This window comes from Oleiphilus sp. HI0079 (assembly GCF_001635105.1).
The window spans coordinates 1-11695 of record NZ_LWFT01000861.1; the positions used below are offsets into that span (position 1 = coordinate 1).

Genomic DNA, 11695 nt, shown 5'->3' on the forward strand with positions numbered 1-11695 from the left:
AGAGTTTTAAGCCTCTTTCGCCAACATGCGTTTGTAAGCCCGAAGGCAATGACGTAACAAACTCCTTTAGGTGCGCAAGTTCAATCGCTTTTTCGACTTCTTGATCGGTCGCTGTTGGGCAGCCATATCGCACGTTTTCGAGCAGGGAATCGTTGAACAAAACGGTGTCTTGCGGCACCACGCCAATGGCATCTCTTAAGCTATGCAAGCTTACGTCGCGGATATCCTGCTCATCAATTCGGATACTTCCTGACGATACATCGTAGAAGCGAAACAGTAAGCGGGCGATAGTGGATTTTCCTGAACCGCTGCGACCCACAATAGCAATCCGCTCTCCAGGCCCTATCTCAATTGAAAGGCTTTTCAGGATTGGCCGTTGGGCATCGTAGGCGAAATCGACATGTTCGAAGTGGATGCGGCCAGTGATGAGATTTAAGTCTGCGTTACTTTTGTCTGGAACACTCGATTCTACTTTAAGCAGATCAAACATGCGTTCAATATTGGTGAGCGAACTCTTGATCTCTCGATACACAAAGCCAAGAAAGTTAAGCGGCATGAATATTTGCATCATAAAGGCATTTACGAGCACGAAGTCACCAATGGTCATGCGTTGTTGGGTAACTTCGTAAGCGGCGAGAGAGAGCATGGCAGTCATTGAGAGCGCGATGATGAGCGCTTGGCCCGCATTCAGTGCAAACAGAGAGAGTCGATTTTTACGTTTTGCCTGCTCCCAAGATGCCAGTGCGCCGTCATACCGATTGGCTTCAAATTGCTCATTGGTAAAGTACTTCACCGTCTCGAAATTAAGCAGGCTGTCGACGGCGCGGGTGGTACTCGTGTTGTCTGCCTCGTTTGCCTCACGGATAAACTTGGTGCGCCAGTCGGTGATGGATTTTGAATACCAGACATAAGCAACAACCGACGCCAAAACGATGAGTGCAAAAGAGATGCTGTATTGTTGCCATAGTATGCCCATCACCAGAAAAAGTTCTAGAAAGGTCGGTACAATATTGAACACCAAAAAGCGCATCAGAAAGTTAATGCCGCTCACTCCGCGCTCAATATCGCGTGATAAACCGCCAGTTCTTCGATTGAGGTGGAAAGCGAGATCTAGCTGGTGGAGATGCTCGAAAACCCTCAGGCCAATGCGGCGCATGGCACGTTCGGTTACGCGGCCAAAGAGCGTGTCGCGAATCTCGCCAAGCACCGAGTTGGCAAGCCTGATAAAACCGTATGCGATTAACAGCGCAATAGGCACGCTTAGCGCCATTGCCGTTTTGCTATCCAAGCCGGAAGAGGCTTGCGCATCAAATTGTCCGTTAAGATTATCGACAATTTGTTTTAGAACAAAGGGCATGCCAATGCTGGCAAGTTTTGCTGCGACAAGGCACGCAAGCGCAAGCGCAACGCGAGAGCGGAACTCAAAAATATAGGGAACAACCTGCCGAACTACAGACCAGTCGATCTTTTGGTTTGGGTTGAAATCGGAACGCATCCCGCGCATGGCATTTTCCTGGAGGGCTTTTTGAAGAGCATTATGCCATGCCCGGGGGGGAGTCGTTAGTAGGACGGCGTGCCGTTGCTACTAAACACCGTGCTTGCAAGGTAGCAACGAACATCTAAGAGCAAGCGTGGCAGATTTGATCTCCGTAGTAGTTGTTACTGTAGTTACAGTTTGCGGCGTTTGCGCTTTTTCTCTTCGTGTTTTCTCGCGGTTTGTTTACGTGAGTTTGAGATTTGATGGCTGTACTGACGATCTGGTGCATAGTGAATCCCTCGTAGTGCTGTGTTGTTGATGAGAAACGAGTATTGCAGAGCGCCGCCATTCCTTAAATTGAAATAAAACGTTTTGTTTATTCTGTTTTTTAGAATTTTGGCGCGCTGCGATCACTACTGAGATCACTGTTTATATCACTGCTGCTGGCCCAATCACCGGCAGTGACTATAGTGCGACAATAACCCGGCCTCGCGTTTGGCCAAGGGTGATTTTCTCTGCGTAGTCGGCTGTTTCTTCAAGCGAAATCGTCGTGCTCGCGGATTCATAAAATTTTGCCGGAAGGAGCTCTGCAATCGAATTCCATGCAGCGAGACGCCGTTCCTTCGGACACATTACCGAGTCTATGCCTTGAAGCCGAACGTTGCGCAGGATAAACGGCATGACGGTGCTTGGTAGGTCAAAGCCGCCCGCTAAGCCGCATGCGGCAACGACGCCATCATACTGCGTTTGGCTTAGCGCCTTGGCGAGCACCTTGCTACCCACGGTATCTACAACCCCCGCCCACAACTGCTTTTCAAGCGGTTTAGCGGGCTCTTCAAGCGCGCTGCGCTCGACAAGTTCACTTGCGCCAAGAGAGGTTAGAAAGTCGGCGTTCTCATTCGCGCGACCCGTTGCTGCCGCGACGCTAAACCCGAGTTCGCTGAGTAGGGTGACAGCCACAGAACCGACGCCACCGCTTGCGCCGGTGACTAGAACCGTGCCGCTCTGCGGGGTTAAGCCGCCATCAATAAGCGCTTGAACGCAGAGCATGGCGGTAAAACCTGCGGTACCGATCATCATCGATTGCTCAGGACGCAGCTTTTCAGGGAGAGGAACTAGGCAGCTTGCGTTAACACGTGCTTTCTCGGCCATGCCACCCCAATGGTTTTCACCGACGCCCCAGCCTGTGAGAACCACTTGCTGGCCGGCAGTAAACTCAGTACTGGCGCTCTCAATTACTTCACCTACAAAATCAATGCCGGGCACCATGGGAAAGTCACGGATGATTCTTCCCTTTCCCGTAATCGCTAGTCCATCCTTATAGTTGATCGATGAATGGCTGACACGCACAAGAGTGTCGCCCTCCGGAAGTTGGGCCTCATCCAGAGTTTCGATGCTCGATGTGGTGACTTTATCTTGCTGATTTAAAACCAAGGCTTTAAACATTTAGCGATCTCCTTGTGAAGTGTAGAGCGGCATTTTGACACGCCCGCCGTGGACCAGACTACTGGTCTTTAGTCGAATGGATCTGTTTTCCATTTTCAGATGTATTAGATTACTTAGAATTGTGCGGCTCAAAGATATTTAACGGCACATCAAAACATAAAGGGACACTATGAACAAAATCCAAATATGCGTCTTACTTGCGACGCTGCTTAATACCGCCTCGGCCTTTGCGGATCTTGAAGGTAAAAAACCTCGCCCGCAAGGCTGGTTTTGGGGCTTTGGCGCAGGGTACACGGAGTCGATTTATGAAGGCAAAGGTAATGAGTTTATCCCCATTCCTGCGATTGGTTATATCGGTGAGTCCCTAGAGTTTTACGGTCCGTTTGGCAGCTATAAATTTGTTAAGGATGGCCCTTTTTCGGCTAGAGCGCGATTGGCTGTGCGATTTGATGGTTATGAAGCCGAGGACAGTGCTTCGCTTAGTGGCATGGATGATCGCGACAGAACGATTGATGGTGGTTTGGTGTTTGGTTATCAGCCTAAAGACGTTGCGCGTTTTGAGTTTTCTTACATGCATGATGTGTTGTCAAAACACAAAGGCTCCGAAACAAGCTTCCAGATCTCGCGGCAGTTCAATCGCGGGCCATTCTTTTTTGTTCCCGAAGTGTCTGTGCATTACCTCAGTGCGAATTTGATCGACTACTACTATGGTGTCAAAGAGTCCGAAGCAACAGCCAATCGAGCCGCCTATAGCGCAAAGTCCGGCTTGAGTTACAGAGCGGATTTGAACTTTTCCACGCCGATTCTTTTTGGTGGCTTTACGAGGATTGATCTAGGGTATGTCTGGTACGCCAACGAAATTAGCGACAGCCCCATCGTCGACGAAACCGAAGGGTACAACATTCGGTTCGCCTGGACGCGGTTTTTCTAGCCATGTGTTGATGGGCATGGGTTTTGAGTTGTGCTTGATCAGTACTTAAAGTTGCCAACCAGGTTTGAAAGGCGTTCAGCCTGAGCGGACATCTCATCGCATGAGTTGGCATTTTGCTGCGAGACATGGCTTGTCTGGTTCGCCATATCATTGATCGAAACAATGTGCTGATTGAGATCGTCCACCACGCTTGATTGCTGCTCTGTTGCCGTTGCAACCTGAAAAGACATATCTGAAATGCGCTCAATAGCCGACCGAATCGACTCAAGTGAACTGCTAATTTGCTGAGAGCTTTGTACCACGAGCTCGCAGCGCTGTTTACCGGCATCCATCGCGCCGACTGCGTTACTGGATCCATGTTCAAGACGACCGATCATTTCATTAATTTCTTCGGTGGATTCCTGAGTGCGTTTTGCCAACATGCGAACTTCATCCGCAACTACCGCAAATCCACGACCTTGCTCGCCCGCACGCGCAGCTTCAATGGCGGCATTTAAAGCGAGAAGATTCGTCTGTTCGGAAATACCCGATATGACCGCAAGCGTCGAGCTGATTTTATGTATGTCCTCGGCTAATTCAGAGATGACAGATGACGCTGAGGCAAGTTCGGTATCGAGGCTCTGAATCTCTGAAACAGTGTTGCTTACCGTCTCTTGGCTGTTATTGGCTTCATTTGCCGAATCGCGACTCGCGTCCGCAGTGTGTGTCGCATTTTGCGCAATTTCTTTTACGGTTGCGCCCATTTCAGTAATCGCGGTGGCCACCATGTCAACGCTATGCAGCTGTTCTTTTGAGCCTTGCTCAGTTTTTCGTGCAGACTCGGATACATCCTGTGAAACTGAATTCACCGACGCAGCCGTTGATGAAATTTGCTCAACTAACGAAGCCATTTTCTCGACAAATTGATTGAACGAGCTGGCGAGCTGGCCCAGCTCGTCGCGACGACTTGTGTTCAGTCTTTGCGTTAAATCGGCATCGCCTTCAGCAATTGAGGCGAGCATGCTTGCCGTCTCTTGAATGGGTTTGCTGAGTGACGTGGCGACGAGCGCAATTGCGCCGATTAACCCTAGTACGAGCAGTATATTTACAACAATGAGCGCCTGCGTCGTTTGATTGATTCCGGCGTAGACTTCATCACGCGGAATCTCTGCGATAATGTACCAGTCTAAACTGGGTATATAGTGCGATGCGAGAATAAAATCGCCCGAATTCTCTAACAGAATGGCGCCCTCTTTATCGAGCAGTTGGGTAGCGAACTTTGCGGTATGTTCTTGATTGGCTAGCGTGAGTGAGCCAGATTTTTCTGTGTCGGGGTGGATGCGAACTTGTCCGGATGCATCGACGAGATAGACAAAGCCATTTTCGCCTATCGAGTAATCTTGAATGAGCTTAGACAGCTCTGCAACGGTAATGCCGACGCCAGTGACGGCTTTGCCGCCTGCAACCCGATAATTGACGAAGAGTGTAAATATTCCGGTGCTGTTGTCTCGGTCTAGATCTAGGCTGAAATCTTCGCCGGAGCCGAGAAAGTCATAAAGCCAGCCATCGTCAGATCGACTAACGGTTCTTAGCAGGCCTGAGTCGGAGTAGTAGTTACTGCTGTCAGCGGAAACGAGAAACGCAAACTTAGCGCCACTCGTGCGCTTGATTCCGCCTAGATAATCGGCAATATCTTGGGTAGCGTCTTGCGGCTCGCCCTGATCAATCCATTTATTAACGTAGGCGTTGTTGGCCATTCCTTGTGCGGTATTTAACGGTAGCGCGATTTGCAGTTCTAATGCGTTCCCGACACTGGAAAGAATCGCCGGAATCTCGGTGTTAGTTATGCGCTCCGTTGTACTATCGCGTAATAAATAATTGGTGATCAACATTGATATCAGCATTGAAATGATCAAGGCTAGGCTCATCACGAATATGAGCTTGTGTTTGATGCTAAGCGATTGCCATTTCTGCATGAGTGCATGTCCTGTTTTATTTTTGACCAAAAGTATAGTCGTTGTGCGATGAGTTGCGCGCAAGATTTCTATCTATCCCCCAAGGAATTTTCTAAATGCTGTTTCCAATTGGCTTACGATATATGTTGCTCAGCGCGTTTGGTTTTGCAGCGATGGCCGTTTGCGTGAAGCTTGTGTATTCGCATGGCATTCCTGTTTTGGAGATTGTCGTCGCGCGGTCACTGGTCTCTCTGGTTTTGAGTTATCTGGATATTCGCAGAAAACGGCTGCCGATGTTCGGAACCCACAAGGGCTTGCTGTTCGCAAGGGGTGCAGTAGGCGCGATTGCCTTGATGGCGGTTTACTACGCCCTTACGGTATTGCCACTCGCTGAGGCAACCATGCTGCAATATCTACATCCGATGTTTGTTGCGGTCCTTGCGCTGCTGTTTTTGGGTGAGCGATTTCAGCTTGGCGTTGTTGCATGCGTGGTGTTGAGTTTTATCGGGCTTGTATTGGTCGTCGAGCCGGCATCTCTAGGCTCAATATTGCAGACTGGAAGTCACGCAGAACTCACGGAGCACGTAACGCGGTTGAACCTCTTCGGAGTGAGTATCGCAATACTCGGTGCTTTTGGGAGTGCCATTGCATATGTTCTGGTTCGCAAGCTAAGTGCGCTCGAAGATAGCTCGGTGATTATTTTGTACTTCCCTATGATTGCATTGCCAATGTCTTTGGTATTGCTCGGCTCAGATTTCGTTTGGCCCGAGTCTCTTTCTACTTGGGTTTTACTGTTGCTGGTGGGCGTTTTTACTCAGTTGGGGCAAGTCGGATTAACAAAGGCAATGCAGACCGAAACAGCCGCCAGAGCGACGGCATTTTCGTATGTGCAGGTTGTGTTTGCCGTTATTTTTGGCCTGTTGTTTTTTGACGAAGTACCAACATCTCTCGCCATTGTTGGCATGGTCTTAATCATGTTTGGTGCGATGATCAACATTCTCTATCGAGCCAAGGCCTTGAAGGCCTAGACTCCGCGTTTGCGCATAGCGGCAGCGACCCTGCTCACTCGTTGTAGTGAATTTCAAGGTAAGTACGCCGGTTTTTCTCGTGCGGAAGCGTTCTATTATTCTGATCTCTCAATTGTGTCGCGCCATAAGCAAAGGGCGTCACTAGCGCGCTTGGGTAGCCCGATTGGGTAAGCGCTTCTTTTACGGATATGGCGCGTTTCAAAGAGAGCTCGACGTTATACTCGCGCGTGCCTCTTGGGTCGGCTTGCCCATACACATTGATCGAGGGAAGCACTTCACGTTGTAACAAATCACAAGAGAGACTTTCTAAGTGCGTCCGTTGTGCGTCTGATATGCGGTGTTTGTTAGTGTCAAAGTACAGTGTTTGTATGTGCTCATTCCCTTTGCAGGCGATGACATCATCGCCAGATGCGATTTGCTCCTCTCTTTTTGACGCATCGTCCGCTTGTTGATTTCGGTCGCGGGTATCGATATCCATAAAAATTTTTAGCTGTTCCGGTAGCGATCCTTTGGACAAGTTAATCTCTTGACGAAACTGATGGGGATGCATAGGCAGAGCCGTAATTCGATTTGAAAGACCAGTGAGTTGCTCAATGTCTATATCGAGTGGCGATTCGCCCAGTTTATTACCATTTAGGTAGATGATAGCGGTGCTGGGAGAGGTCAATATATGCACGGCCTTATGGTGGCGCTCGTCGATGATGAGGTCAGCCCATGCGGTATGTGAAGCCAGCATCCACAGGGTGAATAGACTGGCTTTGCGGATGAATCGAGACGTCTTCATATTCACAAAAGACCTGATTTCAGCTTCCGACGCTGTTCAATACAATGGCTTGGCCAATGCTTGCGTCTGCTGTTTTCGTTTGCCTTCTCTTGGCGCCGAGCTGTAAACCTTTCAGGTAAGCCCATTGATAGACAGCGCGTCGTGGGAAGATGGACGGGATAGACTTCCAGTCTCGTTCTTTGATGAAAAACACCATGTCTTGAGCACAGCAACGTACGGTTGCCAAACATTGCTTGGCGAAGGATGGCTGCTTTTGATAGATGAATGCGTCGGCTTCACCTTCGACAAATCTCCTGCCATAGATTTCTTTCAACGTGTAATTGTGGGAATGCATCGTGCGTGCTTGTGGAACATATTGAACGGTGTGTCCGGCCTCGCGCGCCCAGTTACCCCATTCAGTATCTTCGGAAGCCCATGCTTCAGTGTAAAAATGGTGTTGCTCAAATGTCGTTTTGCGCATGGCTGCGAGCGGCAATGACATAGTTATCCAGTCAGGGATGTCCTCTGCGTTCTCTGGAAAGCTCACGGCATAATCACGTCTTACCCAAGACTCGGCTTCCGGTCGTGGAAGTTGGCGTCCAAATGCGGCAGAGACGGATGGATCGTCGAATGCGTCAATCAGCTTGCTGAGACTGTCAGGTGCGAGCATCACGCTGTCAGAATTCAGAAACACAATGATGTCTGAATCGCAGGTCGCAATAGCATCATTTAACACCTTTCCGGGGTAGTAATCGCCAGGCTCGATCTCGATCAGACGACAGGGGTAGTGGGATACAAACTCTAACGTACGGTCTGTGGAGCCCGAGTCCACGACTACTAGCTCAAAGTCCGTGTATTCCTGAGAAAATAGCGCCGAAAGTGCTTCGCCAATAACCCAATCGCTATTCTTGCAGCGCATGATGATGGAGACTCTATTTTTCATTGTACTCTTCCACTTTGTTGAATCATGTTGTTTTGGCTTCGCGAAAACTCGGTTACGAAGCATGTTTCAAACTGGCCTAGAAAGTCTGCGACTTCATTGAGTGCTTTCATGCCGCCGCAGAGATAGATTGTGATTGGGTGGATCAGCAGGTGAGAGATACCGCCCTGTTCCTCACGCAGAAGAATTTCGTTCTTAAAGATGTCGAACCAATCTGAAAAATAATACGAGTTCGAGCCATAATCGTCGGACCAGTTGTAACGTTTGATCCAGTTCTCCACCCATTCAGGAGTGCGCTCGGCGTGATACAAATGCTCATGATCGGGAATAATATTGATCGGGAAGTTCTTTAAACCTGATGGATGTGTTCGGGTTCCGGAGGATTGTCTATCCACACCATCGCAGCAGACTTCGATGCCATTTTTCATCAGCAGGGTTTCTGTATGCGGGCCATGCATATACATGTGGTTTCGCCAGCTAGTAATGGTGATGTTCGCCTTGGTTTGAATAATGCGTTTGGTCTTAGCGATATCCCAATCTTGCTGCCATTTTGGGCCGTTGTAGCTGCCAAAGAGTTTTTTACAGCCGCGATGCCATAGCTCCGGCATAAAGCAGCTATACGTATGCCCGCCTATTTCTACATTGCGGCTTTCGCACATGGGTTTGATTTCAGGCCACTCTTCTTCGAAGGCTTTACCTGTCACGAAGCATGTGACTTTCGCATTGTGCTCGTTAAGTCGAGCGACAAAATCGCAGGCAATGCTCGCCTCGGTGCGATCTGAGTACAATTGATTACCTGTTTTCAGGCTCATGTGATGGATGTCGGATGTAATGCAAATCATAGTTATGTCCTATAGAGCAATCTGGTTTTTAGACAATACGGCGCTTAAATTTCGGTCAAACGTGGCGCCCCATTGGCGGACATATGCCTTGATAATGCTCAGCAATGAATCTTGTTCCTGCCTGCCAAAGTGCGATGAGAAAAATGAAACGAAATGCTGTTTTTCAACCGAGGAATTCACAAAGCTCGGGTTGAAAGCAATGTAAGGGAAGATCAACGGTAACATGCTCTCGTTATCTGAAAGCTGGTATGCGAGCTTGCCCAAAGGAGGCAGCTTATTCGGCAATTTTCCTGTTTTTGGTTTGATGAGATTCATCAGTCTACGCAGACATTCTTTTGCGTTAAACTCACGTTCATACAGTGAATGCACCAGCGCTGTGTCGAAGTACGTTTGCCACGTTAAATCAGAACGTTGGAGCCTTTTGGCTTCGCATTTCAGATGGATTGACTCAAGCTGTCTCATGACATTGCGATGCCAGTCTTTTAAATCTAGCTGCAGATAGTAGGCATACTTCGGTGAAAGCCGAAAAGATAGGGCTTCGTCGTAAAGGCGCTTGAATCGCAAATCTATCTCTGAGTGCTTAAGAATTCGCGCATGTTTTTCACGATACGACCAGTGATACTCATCCAAAGAGTAGAGCAGCGCATCGCCATAGCCAATAATGGCTTTCATCGCATGTTTTATGATCAGTCGATCCAGTTCCTGAGACCGTTCCTCGTTTTGCAAACAAATTTGGTTAAGGAGCAATAGAGAGCCTCGATTAACCATGAGGTTGCGCATATCCCACGCTGGAATGTCCCGCTGTTTATGCTTGATAGACGGCACGAATTTGGCGTCGCCTAGCAGTGTTCTATGGCCCTCCATCATGTCGTACCAGAGGACCCGCGTCGGCATATTTTTGAGTTTCCACTGATCGATCAACGAGAGATCGATTCCAATATCAAGCTTGCCTGCCAAAGCTTGTAGCTGCTGTGACAGTGCTTCGTTGACACGTTCTTGCTTTGTCTTGCTCAAATGTTGGGTGACCAAAAGAAGGTCGAAGTTGTTATGGGGCTTATAGCTGTTGCCAACCACGCTCACGCCACCTTCACCTTTGCCATAGCCGCCGAGAAGAATAAGGCTGCGCAGCTTGTGATCGGCGATGTTTTTTTGGACCACCTTAGCGATTTGATCTAGCAACCCAGAAATACACTTTTCGGCTTCAGGATTGTTTGAGAGTGTGAATCGATGCTTGCTCATTACGCAGCCTCCATCATGCTGGTCATTAAGTTGTGCACAAGGTTAATGTGCTGCTCTGGGGCGAAATGCCCGTAGTCGCTCTTCAGAGCAAACTGACGCAGTCGAGTTTGCAAGCGAACGTCTGAAAAGTAGCGATCAATTGAAAATGCGAGTTGGGCACTGTTGTTGGCCTCAAATTCCAAGCCGTTGACGTTGGGTTTGAGCCATTCGTTCATTCCACCAGTGTTGCTTGCAATCACCGGAGTACCATTTGCAAGTGCTTCTAGCCCTACCAGGCAGAACGTCTCGGGTGCTCTGGACGGAATGACGACGGCATCTGCACGTTGGTAATGTTTCCGCAGTTGATCACTGTTTTGATGTCCTAGGAAGCGAACGCGCGGGCTTAATCCAAGGGCTTCTGACTGACGCTGATAGTTTTGCTCCATTTTCCCCGTCCCACAGACCACGAGTTCAACCTCATGCGCAGATTTGGCAAGTGCTTCAAGCAGAGTATCCAGGCCCTTGCCTGTCACCAGCTGACCGACGAACAGTAGTTGTTTTTTCCGTTTAGATACGGGCGAATCTGCAAGATTTGAAGACGTTGAGGAACCTAATACTAGCGGTGTCTCTTGGTCCGCAGGGCGTAATGCATTGGAGAATAGGGTGGCGACCGCGAGCTTTTCTGCATCGAAGTCATGCATCTTTAGCTGCTCAGCCATGTAATTTGATCCAACGAGAACGCGATCGAACTGTTGGTTGAGCTTTAATGAGGCTTTCAATTCGCCGAGCGTTCTAAGCCCTACTTTCCAAGGCATGGAAGATGGTTTAAGAAAGCCTAGGCAGCTGTAGCAATCCAGGCCCAGTTTTTTCGCGCATGGCTTTTTGCCAATCGTTGTATATTTGTGGTCTCGAAGACAGAAAGCCCTTTGGTCGTGAAAAAAGCGGATCTTCTGACACGGAAACGCGACAATGCGTTTGAGCGTCTCAATATCATTTAGGCTATGTACATAAATAATATCGGGCTGAAGCTGCACTAATTGGCTCTCTATGTCGACCATAGGAAACGCTTGCTCGAATTGGTTCAGAAATTCCGCACTTTTCGGCGAGCCGACTTTG

At 48.8% G+C, this 11695-nt stretch carries 10 protein-coding genes; 2 read left to right on the top strand and 8 right to left on the bottom strand.

Annotated features, from left to right (window positions below; all coding sequences use genetic code 11):
• Both A3750_RS16100 and A3750_RS16105 read right to left on the bottom strand, forming a co-directional pair.
• Positions 1–1504, bottom strand: a 1504-nt coding sequence (locus A3750_RS16100; RefSeq protein WP_068548438.1) for an ABC transporter ATP-binding protein/permease, incomplete at its 3' end; no start/stop codon positions are given.
• Between the two features lie 438 nt (positions 1505–1942).
• Positions 1943–2923, bottom strand: coding sequence for an MDR family oxidoreductase (locus tag A3750_RS16105; RefSeq protein ID WP_068455575.1), 981 nt, complete (start codon positions 2921–2923; stop codon positions 1943–1945).
• Positions 2924–3092: 169 nt separating this feature from the next.
• Between A3750_RS16105 and A3750_RS16110 the strand changes: the two genes are divergently transcribed.
• Complete coding sequence (locus tag A3750_RS16110; protein WP_068464099.1) at positions 3093–3854, top strand: MipA/OmpV family protein; 762 nt, start codon at positions 3093–3095, stop codon at positions 3852–3854.
• Between the two features lie 38 nt (positions 3855–3892).
• Here A3750_RS16110 and A3750_RS16115 read toward each other — a convergent pair whose 3' ends face one another.
• The gene (locus tag A3750_RS16115) at positions 3893–5809 is read right to left on the bottom strand and encodes a methyl-accepting chemotaxis protein (RefSeq protein WP_068455569.1); all 1917 of its coding nucleotides are present in this window, start codon (positions 5807–5809) and stop codon (positions 3893–3895) included.
• Between the two features lie 95 nt (positions 5810–5904).
• On the opposite strand from A3750_RS16115, the gene A3750_RS16120 reads away from it, so the two are divergent.
• Positions 5905–6816, top strand: a complete 912-nt coding sequence (locus tag A3750_RS16120; RefSeq protein WP_068455566.1) for a DMT family transporter — start codon at positions 5905–5907, stop codon at positions 6814–6816.
• A gap of 34 nt (positions 6817–6850) precedes the next feature.
• Here A3750_RS16120 and A3750_RS16125 read toward each other — a convergent pair whose 3' ends face one another.
• The 5 genes from A3750_RS16125 to A3750_RS16145 form a co-directional block, all read right to left on the bottom strand.
• A complete protein-coding gene (locus A3750_RS16125; protein ID WP_068548439.1) occupies positions 6851–7600 on the bottom strand; it encodes an OmpA family protein in 750 nt (249 codons plus the stop codon).
• 19 nt (positions 7601–7619) lie between these two features.
• Positions 7620–8522, bottom strand: a complete 903-nt coding sequence (locus tag A3750_RS16130) for a glycosyltransferase family 2 protein (protein WP_082863188.1) — start codon at positions 8520–8522, stop codon at positions 7620–7622.
• The gene (locus A3750_RS16135) at positions 8519–9361 is read right to left on the bottom strand and encodes a polysaccharide deacetylase family protein (RefSeq protein WP_068455557.1); all 843 of its coding nucleotides are present in this window, start codon (positions 9359–9361) and stop codon (positions 8519–8521) included. The genes A3750_RS16130 and A3750_RS16135 overlap by 4 nt, the downstream gene beginning before the upstream one ends.
• A gap of 9 nt (positions 9362–9370) precedes the next feature.
• Entirely contained in the window at positions 9371–10600 is a 1230-nt protein-coding gene (locus tag A3750_RS16140) for a hypothetical protein (RefSeq protein WP_068455554.1), read from the bottom strand.
• Positions 10600–11695, bottom strand: a 1096-nt coding sequence (locus A3750_RS16145) for a glycosyltransferase (protein ID WP_068548440.1), incomplete at its 5' end; no start/stop codon positions are given. The genes A3750_RS16145 and A3750_RS16140, both read right to left, overlap by 1 nt.

Excerpts from the sequence above, each read along its gene's own strand:
- A3750_RS16105 (WP_068455575.1), bottom strand. The coding sequence starts at position 2,923 with ATGTTTAAAGCCTTGGTTTTAAATCAGCAAGATAAAGTCACCACATCG.
- A3750_RS16110 (WP_068464099.1), top strand. The coding sequence starts at position 3,093 with ATGAACAAAATCCAAATATGCGTCTTACTTGCGACGCTGCTTAATACC.
- A3750_RS16115 (WP_068455569.1), bottom strand. The coding sequence starts at position 5,809 with ATGCAGAAATGGCAATCGCTTAGCATCAAACACAAGCTCATATTCGTG.
- A3750_RS16120 (WP_068455566.1), top strand. The coding sequence starts at position 5,905 with ATGCTGTTTCCAATTGGCTTACGATATATGTTGCTCAGCGCGTTTGGT.
- A3750_RS16125 (WP_068548439.1), bottom strand. The coding sequence starts at position 7,600 with ATGAAGACGTCTCGATTCATCCGCAAAGCCAGTCTATTCACCCTGTGG.
- A3750_RS16130 (WP_082863188.1), bottom strand. The coding sequence starts at position 8,522 with ATGAAAAATAGAGTCTCCATCATCATGCGCTGCAAGAATAGCGATTGG.
- A3750_RS16135 (WP_068455557.1), bottom strand. The coding sequence starts at position 9,361 with ATGATTTGCATTACATCCGACATCCATCACATGAGCCTGAAAACAGGT.
- A3750_RS16140 (WP_068455554.1), bottom strand. The coding sequence starts at position 10,600 with ATGAGCAAGCATCGATTCACACTCTCAAACAATCCTGAAGCCGAAAAG.